Genomic DNA, 16,428 nt, shown 5'->3' with positions numbered 1-16,428 from the left:
GGACGTTCTTTTAGTACTACCTTTTCAAATTCTATCATTGTTTTGCCAGTCATTTCTGCATGTGTTCCTGAACCTATTTCTAAATTGTAACTAGCTTTTTTTATATTTAACACTTTGAAAAATACATCGGACATGTTAAAGTCATAATGTTGTCCTGAATGAACCAGGATTTCTTCTATTCCTTCTTTTTCTAATTCTTGATTTAAAATTGCTTCTTTAATTATTTGTGGACGAGCACCTATTAGACTGATTAGTTTCATTTCATTTACTCCTTTTAATTTTGCATAACGCTTTTTAAAAGCTTTAAGTATCAAAATCAATGGTTGTATAGAAGTATTTAAACTATAAAGTTTATTTTGCTCTCAACTCAGCTAACAAATTCATACCGAAATTGTATACCTGCTTTATATACTTTCTTTGAATGAACAACATTACCAAAATCAAAATAGTCTCAACAATGAAAAATGTTATCGTGTTGGTTATGGTATATAATCCTAATATTTGTATTCCAATTAATACAATTGAGAAGATAAGACTTTTCCAATCTATTTTTATTTTTACAAATTTTTTTGTATCAAATACTCTCATGAACCACATTGTCAAATAAGCTAACATTGTAGAGAAAGCAGCTGCCTGAATTCCCCATATAGGAATTAACAACAAATTTATTCCAACGTTTACTATAGCTCCATACACGGATGTTGTAAAAGCACCTTTTGTCTTTTTTGATGCTGTATAATTCGTTCCAAAAAAACTTGAAAACGCTTGAAATATAGTTCCTACTAAAAGTAATGGAACGTACTTCCATGATTCGTAAAAAGCATCTGCCACAAAAACACTCATCAATGGTTTTAGAATTAATAAAACAATGGCAGTAATTAACAGAAGAAACGAGGATAATGCACCAAATATATTTTTATAGAAATTATCGTATCCATCTTTCCCATACTCTTGCATTGCAGATAATTGCCATGCCATAAAAAATATGCCGTTTACAAGAGTTATTAAAGAAGGGAATTTATATGAAACTGAATAAATACCTGTTGCATCAAATCCTAAAAAATAAGTTAATATATATCTATCTGAAACGTTCATAACCCACCACATCAAACCATTTGGGATTAATGGAATGGAATATATTAACATTGTTTTCAAAAGTTTTTTATTAAAGGATTTTAAGTTCAAATACTTGAAAACATTCGCAAATATTATTAGAACGATAATTGCTATTAAATGAGCTAAAACCATTGATAGAAAATATCCTCTGAGCCCCATTCTTAAATTAACAAGAAAAACTATATTAAAAGCCACAAATGAACCAGTGTATATTAAATCAGCAGCTACAAATGTTTTGATCTTTTCCAGTCCTCTAACAAATTGTTTGATAATTCCATGAAAAATTGTCAAAAACATTATCAAATAAAACATAGTTGTATAAGTTGCAAAAGGTTCAAAATTATTAAAAATTGGAAATAAAAGAATAGTTATTAGCATTCCAATTAAACAAAGAAAAATTCCATTTGTCAAAACTTTGGAAGCACTATCTTTATCTCTCATATCCACAGAGAAACGAAAAACCGCTTCTACAACCTGAAAAGTAACTAAAGGAATTAACAACGAAATAGTAGTTTGTAGGATATCAAGTTGCCCATAATCACTTGTAGTTAGCATTCTTGTATATAATGGAAGCATGAAGAAAGAAATAGCTTTAGATCCAATACTTCCTATTGCAAATAAGAAAGAATTTTTAATTAACGATTTATACTGATTCAACTATTTTCACCTTTGCTAATTGAAATTTTCTAAAAAAGGATATTGCTTTTGGAAACGCTATTTTTAAATTCAAAATATCTCATTTTATTCATCTTATGATAAATAAATTAGTTGTCTCAACTCTTCTAATAATTTATGTTTCTCTTTTTTTGCGAAACTACTTATTTTGGATCCATTACGGTCTAAATATACTTGATATATATTTTCAGATATTTTTTCTATTTCCTCACTTGTTAATTCTCTCTGACATAATTTATTTATATCAATATAATCATCTTTTTTATCTATTTTTTCTAAAAAAGCGTTGACTTTTGGTTGATAATTTAAAGCATAATAATCAGTTCCTGCACATGAAGACAATATTAATGAATGTAATCTAGTACCTATGATAAATTGTCTACTTCTACAGATATCTAAAAGTTGGTCAACACTTAAGCGATCATTAATTATTGAAGCTTTTGTTTTATTGTTCATTAGAGAAATAATTTCTTTTGCGGCTTTAATATCCGTTGGGAAATTTGTTGCAAAAAAAATCAGATGTTCTTTGCTTTTATCAATGAAATTATCAAAAATTTTTGCTGTATTAATTTTATAATTTTCATAGCTATTTTCGTTTCTATTCGCAATATTTCGTATATATCTGGAGTGATAAGGAATTACTGATACTCCAACCGCTTCTCTCTCCATTATTTCTTTTTTCTCCTGAAACAACCCAAAAGCTAGATCTGTGTTAATAAATATTTTCTTATTATACATTTTTTCCAATAAAGAAGCGGAATTCTCATCTCTTGTACTTACGTAATATTCAGAAACAATCCTTTCGATTATTTTTTTACTGTAAAAATAGTCTATTGGACCTGCTCCAACCCCCATAAAATAAACCTTTACCTTATATTTTCTTGCTTCATTAATAAGCTCGTTAAGGATTAGAATCCACTTTGGAAAAAGGTCCATTAATATTTGTCCTCCTCCAAAAATTAGGGTGTCTATGTTTTCAAATAAACCTGGCTTAATTATATATTTACCAGATATTCTACGATAATATTTTTCCAAAAACAAGCTTCCTGATGGAAACTTTTTTAAAATAAAATCATACAAGTTTCTACCGAACTTTTTTTTAACTGCTAAATTCTCAGATGTAGTGATTTGAGTTTTTTCTAAATCATCTTCACCTGTTGTCCAATTTATGACACCAATTTTTGACCCGAGGTTTTTAAAATCAACAGCTGATGATGTATTTCCAACATTAGAAGTAAATATTCTAATGCTTAGATTGTTATCATCACACACTTCATTTAAGGCTAATAATAAGCCATTTAAGATGGCTTCATCTCCTATACTTGCGCCACCGTAAGAACCTATCACACCAATATCCATTTTTACCTCCTAAGAATTTAATTCTCATGATCAAGAATTTTGTTCATTAGAAGAGTGATTTTGTAGTATATTATTTTTCTTATAATTGTCTAAAAAGATCATTTTAAACTCGGACTTAAAAATTATTTAACTATTCCAAAAAGCTTTTTTCTATAAAATCATATACTCTAATTTCTCTTTCCTGTTGTTATGGTTATTTCACTTAGGATTAATCATTTATTAATATCAAAGAAGAGAGTAAATTTATCTGCTTTTAGTTATTAAACAATTCTTCATACACTGCCACTTCTTGTTTCACAATATTCTTCCATGAAAATTCCAAAGCTCTTTCTCTCAAATACACTCTTTCAATAGGGTTTTCTAACAATTCAACTACAGCATCTGCAAATCTTTTTTCAAAGTTTTCTCCTTCTTCTACAACTATCCCACCATCTCCAATAACCTCTGGTATTCCTCCGTTACTACTTCCAACTACAGGAACTCCGCAAGCTTGAGACTCAATAATTACAGAGCCAAAACCCTCATTTCTGCTTGGTAGTATCATAACGTCCATAGCATTCATATAATATGGCGCCTCATCGTTAGGAACTCTACCTACAAACTTTACATTTATCTTTCTTTTTTTGCATTCTTTTTCAACCTTTTCTCTTAACTCTCCATCTCCAACTACCAAAAACTCAACTTCTTGAGTTGAAGCTATATTTTCAAATATCTCAGGGAATTTGTCTGCTCTTTTTATATTTATCAATCCCCCAACAAAACCAATCACTTTTTTGTTTAGCCCCAACTCTCTTTTTATCTTTTCTTTATTTAAAGGTTTGAATGAATCAGGTTCTATCCCGTTAGGAATTACAACTGAATTACTTCCCGAATAGCCAAAAGATTTTGCTTTATTCAATAGCGTATTACTTACGAATATAACTTTATCTGCGTTTTCTAAAACATCGTTGTATAACTCTTTGTTGTTTGGCATTCCTAAATTTATATCGCTCCCATGGCAAGTAACAACATATGGAATATTCAATTTCTCTGATAAAAGCTTTGCCACTAGACCAGCTGGAGGAGTATACATCCCATGAGCATGAATTATATCAAAATATGGATTATTATTACTGTATATTTTGGTTGCAACTTCTTTGGATAATTTTTTTTCTTTATTTTTTTTAAGCACCTTTTTAGAAAAAACATGAAAGAGATTATTATCATAAAACACATATTTGTATCTAATACCACCCAATTCATAGAAAGGTTTATAAACATTAATTCCTTCTCTTCCAATAATTTTTCTTACTGCCTTCAAGCTATTACCTTCTTTAGGAATAGGGCCATAGACATCAAATTTAATGCCATAATTCTTCAAAACTTCTAATCTGCGGGTTATAAATATTCCGCGGGTTTCGTTTTCTGGATATGGAAATAAATTTGTAATATACAGTATCTTCAAAAAGATCACCTTTGTCTAAAAAGTTTCATTGGCATAAGTTAATTATTCCCCTTCACTTTTTTTCATTTTAAATTCTTTCATAAACTTTTTCGTGTTATAAGCAAAGTTACCCGCAACTCTTTCTCCATCTTTAATATTGTCTATAACAACTGCCCCTAAACTAACAAAAGCTTTGTTCCCTATTTTAATTTTATTGGAAAGAGTTACGTTTGGACCTATCCACACATCCTCTCCTACAACGGTATTCCCAGAAATAACAGCTCCAGCACCTATTTCTGTATTTTTCCCTACCCTTACTGCATGCGCTATTTGCACAATATTATCAATTTTAACGTTTTCTTCTATAATAGTATCGTACCCTCTAAATAATCCCTTACATACACAGCAATTATTTAAAATTTCGACATTATCTTTCAAAATACAAAATCCTGTATGGGGTACAATTTTACTAGACCCATAAATTTTTGCAACTTCATAACCATCGCTACCTAAGACACAATTATTTCCAATATGAACATTATTTCCTAAAATAGTACCTTCTCTAATTACTACGTTATCCCCTATAACACAATTATCTCCTATAATCACTCCAGAACTTGCAATAGTTGCTTTGGGTGAAATAGTCGCTGTATCGGAAATTTCATTTTTAGAATAATTTAACTTATCTTCCAAATAGATTGTATAATATATATCATAAAATGTGTTTTTTGGTTCTTTTGATACAACTATTCCTATGTCTTTATCTAAAAAGAATGGCAATAATTCTTCATTACATACAATGCAAGAAACGTTTTGGTCGATATATGGCAAGTACTTTTCAGAGTTAATAAAAGATATAGAATTTTGAAGATATATTCTTCCTAACTTTCCAAAATTCTCGAAAAATCCGTCTTTTTTTACCTCTATTCCTCCAATTTCTGATAAATACATATTTATTCCCCCGCAAAAAATTAATTGAGCCAATAAAAATATCTAAGTTTCTTATGATCTTCTTTAAATTATATCAGATATAATAGTTCTATGTACTTCCTTTTGACTTTGAACGATGATATAATTAACAAATGAATCAATTTAAAAAAGTTGAAGTATACTGCAGGTGAAAACTATTGAAAATACTCGTTATTGGTTATATGCATCCAAAGTTTGATAAAAGAGTTTTTAGAACAGTGACCACTTTATCGAAAAAGCATAAAGTTATTTATCAATATTTGACCGATAATGATGAAAAAGGATATCAAGAAGGAAATATCAAGTACATTCCAATAAAGTATGTTGAAAATGTAGAAGATTCATCTTTAAAAAAACTTTCAAACAGAAAACCTTTTGATAAACAGCTCTGCAAATTAATTGCTAACGAAAATTATGACATATTGTACATGCACCATTTCTTGGCAAGTAGGCCGCTTGAGCCTTTCAAAATTGCAAAAAATAAAAACAAAAAAATTATTTATGATATCCATGAATATCATCCAGAAAATTTTTTAGAGGAATTGTCTGGAATTATAGGGGGGTTAAAAACAAATGTTGTTTGGCATCTTTTTAAGAAGCAGTTGAAATTATCAGACTTAGCTATCTTTGTCTCTGAAGAAACAAGAGATGATATAATTGGTAAAACTGCCATTGAGAAAGAAAAGACTTTCATCATGCCTAATTATGCGAATTTCATTTTAAAGTCTGATATTCAAAATAAACAGAAAGAAATAGTATTAGTTGGCAAAGTAACAAGAAAGATAGAAGATGAGAAAAAGTTATTAAAATCTCTTATCAACAAAGGGTTTTCTTTTAAAGTCATAGGAATGGATTCCAATGAATTTGATGATATCCCACATACTTCAACATCTTTTTTACCATATAAAAAGATGATGGAAGAACTATCAAAAGCGGCTTTTTCTCTAATTTCTTACAATACTGTAAAAGATAGGAATTGCAAAAACTATATCTTCGCACTTCCTAACAAATATTACGACTCTCTAGCAGCTGGTACACCCATTGTTGTCAAAGAATCATTTATTTCAATGGCAAAACAGGTTAAAGATTACGGAGTGGGAGTAGCTATTAATCCAACAAATTTAGAAGAAAGTGTAGAAAAAATATTGCAAGCTTATAAAAATTATGGTCTTCTTTTGCAAAACATCGAGAAATATAAAAATTTATTTGTTTGGGATGAAAAAAAAGAAGAAGAGTTTCTCCATTTTGTTTTAAAATAATTTGGAGAAATTAGAACCATCTTTCGTAATGATAGAAAGTGAGGTTGAATATGAGTCTTTTACTTAGAGGCGCTCGTGTTGTTGATGAAGATAAGGATTTTGTTGGAGATTTATTAATAAAAGATGGAAAGATAGAAGATTATAGAGAGATTAAAAATAAATATAAAAAAGAAAATCCTAAAAGTTCTGAAAATAGGGATTTAAAAGATAATTCGCTAGAAAAGTTTAGGAAAAATCATGTTTTAGATGATGAAAATTTCAGCGAACATAATGAAAATATTCAGATTATTGATGCCACGGGTTTAGTTATTATGCCAAGTTTTATCGATATGCATGCACATTTTCGAGATCCAGGTTACACCTACAAAGAAGATTTAAAAAGCGGAAGTTTGGCTGCTTTGAGAGGCGGATATACGTGCGTTAATCTTATGGCGAATACTTATCCGATATGTAGCAGTTTAGAAGTTGTAAATTATGTTTTAGATAGAGCTAGAGAGTTAGATTTGATAGATATTCACCAATCGGTTTCTATTACCAAAGATTTTGATGGAGTGAGTTTAGATCATTTAGATACTTTAGACGAGCGAGTTAAATTTATTTCTGATGATGGAAAAGGTGTTCAATCAAATTTAACTATGTATCTTGCCCTTATTAAAGCCAAAGAAAAAGGTTTGACGGTTATAGCACATGAAGAAGATAACGAGATAGTAAAATTTGATACAAGACTTTCTGAGAATTTGATGACTTTTAGAGATATCTACCTTACCAAATTAACTGGTTCTTGCCTTCATTTAGCCCACGTTAGTACAAAAGAAGCGCTAAAAGCAATTAGAAAAGCAAAAAAAGAAATGGACAATCTTACTTGCGAAGTTACTCCCCACCATATTTTTCTTTACAATAACGATTACAGAGTTAATCCCCCAATTAGAGAGAAAGAAGATGTTTTAGAGATAATAGAAGGTATAAAAGATGGAACTGTAGATATTATCGCAACGGACCATGCCCCTCATTCCAAAGAAGATAAAAATAATGAGGCTCCAGGTATTTCTGGGCTTGAGACGGCTTTTTCAGTATGTTATACCAGATTAGTTAAAAATGGTGAAATTTCTTTAAACAGGTTGTCTCAGCTTTTGTCTGCAAACCCTGCCAGATTAATGAAAGTAAACAAAGGTAAGATAAAAAAAGGATACGATGGAGATATCGTTATATTAGATTTAGAAAAAAAGCGTAAAATAGAAAAAGAAGANGATTTTTTTTCAAAAGGGAAAAACACACCTTTTGATGGTATGGAGTTATATGGAGATATCTTAGCAACAATAAGAAAGGGTGAAATTAAATACAGGAGGGGAAAAGAGTTTTGATAATAGATAGATTGGTCAATGAGGTTAACAAAAAAGGTAACGTTTGCGTTGGATTAGATACTCATCTGGGATTGATACCTGATAGGATAAAAAAAGAGTATCAAGAATTAGATGAGGTTCTTTTCCAATTTAATAAAGAGATTATAGATAAGACAGCTGATTTAGTTCCAGTTTTTAAATTACAGATAGCCTTTTATGAAGGTTACGGTTTGAAGGGACTTCTAGGTTATAAGAGAACTTTAGAGTATTTAAGAAGTTTAGGTGTAATAACTATAGGTGATGTTAAGCGTGGAGATATTTCTTCTACTGCTGAAATGTATGCTAAAGCTCATTTTGAAGGAGAGTTTGAGGTAGATTTTATCACTCTCAATCCTTATCTTGGTTTTGATACGTTGACACCTTATTTAAAATATATTGAAAGTGGAGAAAAGGGAGTTTTTGTTCTTCTTAGAACATCTAACCCTGGAGCAAAAGATATTCAGTACTTGAAAGTTTCTCAAAAAGATGAATACCTGTACTATGTTGTGGGTGATCGACTACAAGAATTAGCTTCAAAATATAAAGGAAGTTGTGGCTATAGCCCTATAGGAGCCGTAGTTGGAGGAACACACGTAGAAGAAGCCAAAGAGATTAGAAATAGGTACAAAGATATTTTTTTCTTGATCCCTGGTTATGGACACCAAGGGGCTACTGGAAAAGATGTTTCTCTTTATTTAAATGATGGGAATGGAGGGATAGTTAATTCTTCAAGAGGTATAATAGCGAGTTATAAGAAATATGAAGATGGAAATGAAAAGTTTGGTGATTATGCTAGAAAAGCGGTCCTTGATATGAAGGAGGACATAGAAAGTGAAAGAAGGGTATAAGGAAGTAGAGATTGTTTCAAATAACCAAATTGCTAGAGATATCTTTGAAATGAAGGTAGCAACTAATTTTGATAATACTTCTATTATTCCAGGACAGTTTTATATGCTTAGAAATTGGGAGTATGACCCTTTATTATCAAGACCTTTCAGCGTGTGCGAAGTTGAAAAAGATACACTTACTTTTTTGTATAAAGTTGTTGGACGTGGAACAGAAATTCTTTCAAAAATAAAACCTACAGATAAGTTAAATATATTAGGCCCTTTGGGGAATGGCTTTAATTTAAATATAAGGGGAAAAGTGGCGGTTGTTTCTGGAGGCATCGGGATTGCGCCTTTAGTATACTTGGTTAAAAGACTGAAAACAAATATAGATTTTTATGCAGGCTTTCAGAATGAAGTTTATTATCTTGATAAGATAAAAGGCTATGTAGAAAATGTATACATAAGTACGGAAGATGGATCAATAGGTGAAAAAGGTTTCATAACAGATATATTAGAAATAGAAAGATACGATACAATTTTTACATGTGGACCAACTGTCATGATGAAAAAGATTGTTGAGATGGGTAACCATAAAACTGATATATTCGTTTCTATGGAAAATATTATGGCTTGTGGTATGGGGAGTTGCTTGGGTTGTAGTATAAAAACAACAAACGGAATGAAAAGGGTTTGCAAAGAAGGGCCTGTTTTTGATGGTAAGGAGGTAATTTTCAGTGAGTGATACGAGTGTAAAAATAGGGGAAGTTACTCTAAAGAACCCCGTTATAGCTGCTTCTGGAACTTTTGGATTTGCAAGAGAATACGCTGATTACTTTTCTTTATCACAGTTAGGTGGGATCTCTACAAAAGGGCTTACCTTAAAAGAAAGGTCAGGAAATAATGGAATAAGGGTACATGAAACAGTTGGTGGGATTATGAACAGTATAGGATTGCAAAATCCAGGAGTAGATAAATTCATTGAAGAAGAACTCTCTTTTTTGAGTTCACAAGATACAACAATAATAGCGAACGTTGGTGGAAGTACTGTTGAGGAGTATATTTTAGCCGTTGAGAAATTAAACGATACAGATATAGATATAGTTGAACTGAATATCTCTTGTCCAAACGTTAAAGAAGGCGGTATTTCTTTTGGAACAAAGTCAGATATAGCCTACAACGTAGTAAAACAAGTAAGAAAAATTTGCAAAAAACCTCTAATGGTTAAACTTTCTCCCAGCGCTGAAGATATAAAAGATATGGCGGTAAAATGTGTAGAAGCAGGTGCTGATTCATTATCATTGGTAAATACATTTCCCGCTTTAGCTATAGATATTAAAAAAAGAAAGCCAATTTTTGATAATATAACCGCTGGATTATCTGGACCTTGTATAAAACCCATAGCTTTGAGAATGGTATATGAAGTAAGTAAAGTTGTTGATGTCCCCGTTGTTGGAATAGGCGGAATTTCAAATTACAAAGATGCAATTGAATTCATAATAGCAGGTGCAACGGCGATTCAAGTTGGAACAGCTAACTTTGTCAATCCTAAGGCTTGTATCGAAATTATTGAAGGGATAGAACAGTATATGAAAGAAGAAAAGATTAATGCACTAAAAGAGATGAGGGGTATTATTTGATTTGTTTTTTCGATATTTTGTAAAAGATAACCAAAATATGTATTTTTAAATTATAAGGTTAAATAGTTTTTAAGGTATCGATTTCGATACTTTTTTTCTTGACTTAAAGTTGACTAATATGGTAGAATTTAAAGGTAATTAAATTATACAAGGAATAAATATATAGGACGTAAGAAGGAGGAGAATCGATGTCAGCTCTTTTAGAAGTAAAAGATTTATATGCAAAAGTTGCAGATGAAGATTTAGAAATATTAAAAGGTGTAAATTTAACTATAAACAAAGGTGAAGTACATGCAATAATGGGGCCAAATGGATCTGGTAAGTCAACGCTTTCGCATGTAATAATGGGAAATCCTAGGTATCAAGTAACTTCAGGAGATATATTGTTTGAAGGGCAGTCTATACTTGGTCTTTCTACAGATGAAAGGGCAAAGTTAGGTTTGTTCTTGTCTTTTCAAACCCCCGAAGAAGTTGAAGGTATAAAAATGAGACAGTTTTTAGTTAGTTCATTTAGAAACGTTCATAAAGATGACCAGGTAACCTTAATGGAATTGAATAGGACGATCACAAGGTTATCAAAGGAATTGGACTTGAATAATGATTTTCTTGATAGATACATAAATACAGGTTTTTCTGGTGGAGAAAAGAAAAAGAGCGAAATTCTTCAAATGGGCTTCCTTAAACCTAAGTTGAGTATCTTAGATGAAATAGATTCTGGACTTGATATAGATGCTCTGAGAATAGTCTCTGAGAATATAAACAAGATAAAGACAGACGAGATGGGAATCTTACTCATCACGCATTACCAGAGAATATTAAACTATGTTATACCTGATTATGTTCATATATATATAAATGGACAAATAGTTAAAACTGGAACCGAAGAGTTAGCCAAAGAGATAGAAGAAAATGGTTACTCTATTTTGGAACAAGAAATGGGTATAACTATCTCGGAGGAGTGAAAAGATGGCAAGAGATAAAGATATAAATTTAGAAGATTTGTTGATAGATCAAAGTAAATTTGACTTTAGAAATCCTGAAAAATATGCTTACAAAACTATTCCTGGCTTGAACCAAAAAATCGTTCAAGAAATTTCTGAACAAAAAGAAGAACCTAAATGGATGAAAGAGTTAAGGTTAAACTCTTTACATATATTCGATACATGGCGTGATCCGAGATTCGGTGTTGATGTTTCTGATTTAGATGTCAGTAAAATTGTTGCGTATATAAGACCAAATACAAAAACATCCACTTCATGGAACGATGTTCCTGAAGAGATAAAAGATACGTTTGATAAGCTTGGAATCCCCGAAGCAGAGAAAAAAGCCTTATCAGGTGTTGGAGCGCAATACGATTCAGAAGTTGTTTATCAGAATATTAAAAAAGAGCTTGAAAGTTTAGGAGTTATTTTTCTTAATATGGAAAGTGCAGTTAAGCAATATCCTGACTTGGTTAAAGAATATTTCATGAAAGCAGTAGCTCCTACTAACCATAAGTATGCGGCTTTACATGGTGCGGTATGGAGTGGAGGTACTTTCTTGTATGTACCAAAAGGCGTTAAAGTTCCTTTACCTCTTCAAGCTTACTTTAGGATGAACAACCCTGGCATGGGCCAGATGGAACACACATTGATAATAGCGGATGAAGGTAGCGAAGTTGCTTTTATAGAAGGATGTTCCGCTCCTTATTATGAGGTTACAAACTTACATGCCGGTATGGTTGAAATTTATGTAAAAAAAGGTGCAAGGGTTAAATATGCAACCATACAAAATTGGAGCAAAAATACTTATAATTTAAATACAAAAAGGGCAATAGTGGAAGAAGATGGAGTCATGGAATGGGTTTCGGGATCTTTGGGAAGCCATAAGACTATGATATACCCATCTTCCATACTTAAAGGGAAAGGTGCTAAAACTGAAACGAAAGCAATTACCTATGCAGGTCCAAACCAACATATGGATTCAGGCTCAAAGGTATTTATGTTTGCTCCTTACACTAGTGCGAATGTGGATGCAAGAAGCATTAGTATAGGTGGAGGTTGGGCCTTCTACAGAGGATGGCTGAAGATTGGTGAAATGGCAAAAGGGGCCAAAGCTTCCGTTCAATGTCAAGCCCTGATGCTTGATAATGATTCAAAAAGTGACACCGTTCCTCTGATAGAAGTCTACACTGACGATGCGGATGTTGGGCACGAGGCACGCATTGGAAGGATAAAAGAAGAACAAATATATTATCTAATGAGTAGAGGCTTAAGCGAAGGAGAAGCCAAAGCAATGGTTGTTAGAGGTTTTGTTGAGCCTTTTGCCAAAGAACTCCCGTTGGAATACGCTATAGAATTGAACAGATTGATAAACTTAGAAGTAGAATCCTCAATAGGTTGATCTTTTAACAGTTTATTAGATGAACAAGGAGTGGACAATAATTATGGAGACAATTTTTGAAAAAGCGATAGATTTAAGACATAAAGATTTAAAGGCAGTTGAATGGCAAATACCCCAAATATCCCCTAAAAAAGATTATGGGGATTATGAGTTTCAAGCATCATTAGAACATATTTCTAATGACACTTTAAAAACTTTTAAAAGTTACAGGTATGAAGCGTATAAAAATTGGGGATTTCCAAAATGGAAACGTGCTAAACTAAATGGATACGAACCAGATAAATACCTTTCTTTTGTACCTGTTAGCGTTAAAGGAAAGATCCTTGGAATAAACGGTATAGATCAGGAAGGAATGGAAATACTTGCAAAATACGACTTTGAAGGAGCTCACAGAAAGTTTCTTTTGATGGCTGAAGCTTTTTCCAATACGGGTTTTTATCTTAACACAGAAGAAGGAGAAGAAAGAGAACCTGTAATCCTAACTTATGAATGGAAATCACCTATTTATGAAACATCTGTTTATAACATAAAACCAAATTCAAAGGCAACTGTTATTAGATACTTAAAGCCAATAAGTAATGAGGGCTCATTGAGAACAACTTCTAATAGGATAGTTGTTCATGAGAATGCTTCTTTAGAATTGATAAATATAAATTTAACCAATGAAAAAAATGTAAACGTTGATAATATACTTGTTGAGTTAAAAGATAACGCCAATATAAACGTAATTGATATAAATGTTGGTGGATATGTTTCTTCACCACATATTGTTTTCAGACTCTCTGGCAAAGGAGCCCAAGCAAACTTAACACCATACTTTTTTGCTGATAAGAAAGATGTAATAGATATGCTTTATTTAATGAGATTTTATGCACCTGATAGTACAGGGATTATGAAAGGTAACGGGGTTATAAAAGATGAAGCAAAAGCAATATTTAGAGGGTTTCTTGATTTAAAAAAAGGAGCTAAAGAAGCTAACGCTTCAGAATCAGAATACACTCTAACTCTTTCTGAAAAGGCAAAAGCTGAAGCGATACCAACTTTGTTGGTTGATGAAAACGAAGTTAATGCAGCTCACGCAGCAAGTGTTGGAACTATAGAAAAAGAAAAGTTGTACTATTTAATGACACGTGGTTTTTCAATGGAAGATGCTAAAAAGTTAATCTCCTATGGCCTATTTGAACCAGCTATAGATAGGATTAAATTTTTTGATGAAGGAATAAGTCAGGAGGTTAAAGATGTTATCTTCCAAAGAATATGAGCGCCTTTTTCCTTCTTTAAATAGAAAGATAAATGGACATAATCTAATATATCTTGACAATGCAGCCACAACTTTAAGGCCTAAAGAAGTTATGGATGCGGTTAACGATTACAGTTTGAATCATCATGCAAACGTTCACAGATCCACTCACACCTTGGCCGCTGAGGCAACTCAGATGTATGAAAGCTCAAGAGAAAAAGTTGCAAAGTTTATAAACGCCGACAACAATGAAATAATATTCACTAAAGGAACAACCGAATCGATTAATCTTCTTGCGTATTCGATTGCGACATCAAAGATACTAAGACCTGATGAAGAGATACTTATAACCACGATGGAACACCACGCAAACTTTGTTCCATGGCAACAGGTAGGTAAAATATTTGGTTTAAACGTACGTTACTACAACTGTAAAAACGGTATTTTTAACCTTTCTGAATTTTTAGATTATGTCTCTGAAAAGACTAAGGTAGTTAGTATAACAGGATTGTCAAACACAACAGGCCAAGTGATACCTGTCCAAGATTTGGTAGAAGCAATTAGAAACATTAGGAAAGAAGTTATAATCATTATCGATGGAGCACAAACTGTTCCACATATGCCTTTTGATGTAAAGAAAATAGATATAGATTTTTTAGCATTTTCTGGTCATAAGATGCTTGGTCCGACAGGAATAGGTGTTTTATATGGGAAAAAAGAGTATCTAGAAGAAATTAACCCTTTTTTGTTTGGGGGAGAGATGATAGATAAGGTTTCGACTGAAAATACTACATTCAATATACTACCTTATAAATTTGAAGCAGGCACACCAAACGTTGATGGAGCTGTAGGTCTAGCCAAAGCGATTGAAATACTAGAAAATATCGGTATGGATAATATTCAAGAACATGAAAAAGAGTTAACCAATTACGCCATTGAAAGATTGAAAAGATTGGATTTTTTAACGTTATATGGGACCTTAGATGAAAGCCAGCAATCAATTGTATCTTTCAATTTAAAGAATATCCATCCACACGATGTAGCCCATATGTTGAACGATTTAACTGGGATAGCAATTAGAAGCGGGCACCATTGTGCACAACCTCTTATGAGCGAACTTGGAGTTAAAGCAACGTGCAGAGCCAGTTTTTATATATACAACGAAGAAAAAGACATAGACATTTTGTATGATGGATTAAAAAAGATTTGGGAGTGGTTAAAATAGGATTAGAAGATCTTTACACAGATATAATTTTAGATTATGCAAAAAACGATAGATATAAAAAGGAGATTCCTGACGCTTTAGAATCAGAAGGTAAAAACCTCTCTTGTGGAGATGAAATAACGATTTATCTTAAAGTAGAAGATAATATAATAAAAGAAGCTTCGTTCAAAGGACATGGTTGTATTATAAGTCAGGCATCTGCCGCGATGATGTGCGAATATATAGAAGGAAAAACCGTTAAACAAGCAGAAAGAATTTTTAGTGAAGTTATAAAAATGTCTCAAGGAAAAGAATACGATGAAGAATTAATAGATGGAATGGATATCTTTTCCGATATTTCAAAATTCCCTATGAGAACAAAATGTTTTACTTTATCATGGCATACATTGGAAGATGCATTAAAAAAGGAGAAGGGTTCTTAAACATTAACAAGGAGATGTTTATATGATAGACTTAAAAGAAGTTCGGAATATTTCTCTAGTTGGAGCAACAAAAAACAAAGAAAAGTACGGTTATAGGATATTAAAAAATTTAGAAAACAAAGGATACAACCTATATCCTGTTAATCCTAATTACGATGAAATAGAAGGTATAAAAACTTATCCTTCAATTAAAGAATTACCAAAAGAAGAGATAGATTTGATAGTCTTTGTTGTTCCTCCTAAAGTCGGGATAAAAGTGCTTAAAGAAGCATATCAAGAGGGATATAAAAAGTTTTGGTTCCAGCCAGGTGCGGAATCAGATGAGATCGAACAGTATTTAAAAAGTTTAAACGATGTGGATTATTCTTTTATCGATTGTATAATGGTTGAAACAAGCAATCTTTAATAATAACAAAAAACCGCCTCAAAAAGAGGCGGTTTAATTCCCCTTTTTGAAGGGGAATTGGCTTTAATTCCCCTCTTGAGAGGTTTGTTGATTTTTATTCCCCTCA

Annotated in this window: 16 protein-coding genes and 1 pseudogene; 12 read left to right on the top strand and 5 right to left on the bottom strand. The window is 31.9% G+C overall.

All coding sequences use genetic code 11. The features are described 5' to 3' along the window. From PW5551_RS03715 to PW5551_RS03695, 5 genes are all read right to left on the bottom strand, one after another. Window positions 1-260: UDP-N-acetylglucosamine 2-epimerase (locus PW5551_RS03715; RefSeq protein WP_199562176.1), on the bottom strand; the 260-nt coding region annotated here is incomplete at its 3' end. A 91-nt stretch (window positions 261-351) separates the two neighbouring features. Further along, window positions 352-1,773, bottom strand: a complete 1,422-nt coding sequence (locus tag PW5551_RS03710) for a lipopolysaccharide biosynthesis protein (RefSeq protein ID WP_113074467.1) — start codon at window positions 1,771-1,773, stop codon at window positions 352-354. Between the two features lie 93 nt (window positions 1,774-1,866). Beyond that, window positions 1,867-3,150, bottom strand: a complete 1,284-nt coding sequence (locus PW5551_RS03705; RefSeq protein ID WP_113074466.1) for a polysaccharide pyruvyl transferase family protein — start codon at window positions 3,148-3,150, stop codon at window positions 1,867-1,869. 253 nt (window positions 3,151-3,403) lie between these two features. Continuing rightward, window positions 3,404-4,603 (bottom strand): glycosyltransferase family 4 protein, encoded by a 1,200-nt coding sequence (locus PW5551_RS03700; RefSeq protein ID WP_370445901.1) that lies wholly within the window; start codon window positions 4,601-4,603, stop codon window positions 3,404-3,406. A 33-nt stretch (window positions 4,604-4,636) separates the two neighbouring features. Then, window positions 4,637-5,524 carry a DapH/DapD/GlmU-related protein gene (locus PW5551_RS03695; RefSeq protein ID WP_113074465.1) on the bottom strand — a complete coding sequence of 296 codons (888 nt, stop codon included), beginning with the start codon at window positions 5,522-5,524 and terminating at the stop codon, window positions 4,637-4,639. Window positions 5,525-5,700: 176 nt separating this feature from the next. On the opposite strand from PW5551_RS03695, the gene PW5551_RS03690 reads away from it, so the two are divergent. The 12 genes and pseudogenes from PW5551_RS03690 (at window position 5,701) to PW5551_RS03640 (ending at window position 16,322) form a co-directional block, all read left to right on the top strand. Beyond that, window positions 5,701-6,801 (top strand): glycosyltransferase, encoded by a 1,101-nt coding sequence (locus PW5551_RS03690; protein WP_113074464.1) that lies wholly within the window; start codon window positions 5,701-5,703, stop codon window positions 6,799-6,801. A gap of 50 nt (window positions 6,802-6,851) precedes the next feature. Beyond that, a pseudogene (locus tag PW5551_RS03685) lies at window positions 6,852-8,047 on the top strand (dihydroorotase); the annotation flags it as partial. A gap of 1 nt (window position 8,048) precedes the next feature. Then, window positions 8,049-8,162: hypothetical protein (locus PW5551_RS10790; protein ID WP_370445902.1), on the top strand; the 114-nt coding region annotated here is incomplete at its 5' end. Next, window positions 8,159-9,028, top strand: coding sequence for an orotidine-5'-phosphate decarboxylase (gene pyrF, locus PW5551_RS03680; protein WP_113074462.1), 870 nt, complete (start codon window positions 8,159-8,161; stop codon window positions 9,026-9,028). The genes PW5551_RS10790 and pyrF, both read left to right, overlap by 4 nt. After that, window positions 9,012-9,752: a dihydroorotate dehydrogenase electron transfer subunit gene (locus tag PW5551_RS03675; protein ID WP_113074461.1), complete on the top strand. Its 741-nt coding sequence runs from the start codon at window positions 9,012-9,014 to the stop codon at window positions 9,750-9,752. Before pyrF ends, PW5551_RS03675 begins: the two co-directional genes overlap by 17 nt. Then, a complete protein-coding gene (locus PW5551_RS03670) occupies window positions 9,745-10,647 on the top strand; it encodes a dihydroorotate dehydrogenase (protein WP_113074460.1) in 903 nt (300 codons plus the stop codon). Before PW5551_RS03675 ends, PW5551_RS03670 begins: the two co-directional genes overlap by 8 nt. Before the next feature lie 188 nt (window positions 10,648-10,835). Next, on the top strand, window positions 10,836-11,609 hold the full coding sequence (gene sufC / locus PW5551_RS03665; RefSeq protein ID WP_113074459.1) for a Fe-S cluster assembly ATPase SufC: 774 nt from the start codon (window positions 10,836-10,838) through the stop codon (window positions 11,607-11,609). 4 nt (window positions 11,610-11,613) lie between these two features. After that, window positions 11,614-13,029 carry a Fe-S cluster assembly protein SufB gene (gene sufB / locus PW5551_RS03660; RefSeq protein WP_113074458.1) on the top strand — a complete coding sequence of 472 codons (1,416 nt, stop codon included), beginning with the start codon at window positions 11,614-11,616 and terminating at the stop codon, window positions 13,027-13,029. Window positions 13,030-13,072: 43 nt separating this feature from the next. Next, window positions 13,073-14,290, top strand: coding sequence for a SufD family Fe-S cluster assembly protein (locus tag PW5551_RS03655; protein WP_158526129.1), 1,218 nt, complete (start codon window positions 13,073-13,075; stop codon window positions 14,288-14,290). Next, on the top strand, window positions 14,268-15,494 hold the full coding sequence (locus tag PW5551_RS03650; RefSeq protein ID WP_113074456.1) for a SufS family cysteine desulfurase: 1,227 nt from the start codon (window positions 14,268-14,270) through the stop codon (window positions 15,492-15,494). Before PW5551_RS03655 ends, PW5551_RS03650 begins: the two co-directional genes overlap by 23 nt. Continuing rightward, on the top strand, window positions 15,482-15,916 hold the full coding sequence (gene sufU / locus PW5551_RS03645; RefSeq protein ID WP_233488422.1) for a Fe-S cluster assembly sulfur transfer protein SufU: 435 nt from the start codon (window positions 15,482-15,484) through the stop codon (window positions 15,914-15,916). The genes PW5551_RS03650 and sufU overlap by 13 nt, the downstream gene beginning before the upstream one ends. A 25-nt stretch (window positions 15,917-15,941) precedes the next feature. Next, the gene (locus PW5551_RS03640; protein WP_113074468.1) at window positions 15,942-16,322 is read left to right on the top strand and encodes a CoA-binding protein; all 381 of its coding nucleotides are present in this window, start codon (window positions 15,942-15,944) and stop codon (window positions 16,320-16,322) included. The last annotated feature ends 106 nt before the right edge of the window (window positions 16,323-16,428 follow it).

The sequence above is a fragment of the Petrotoga sp. 9PW.55.5.1 genome (assembly GCF_003265365.1).
GTDB lineage: Bacteria > Thermotogota > Thermotogae > Petrotogales > Petrotogaceae > Petrotoga.
The sequence above is the reverse complement of the archived record's forward strand: the minus strand, read 5'-3'. Positions and strand labels throughout refer to the sequence as shown.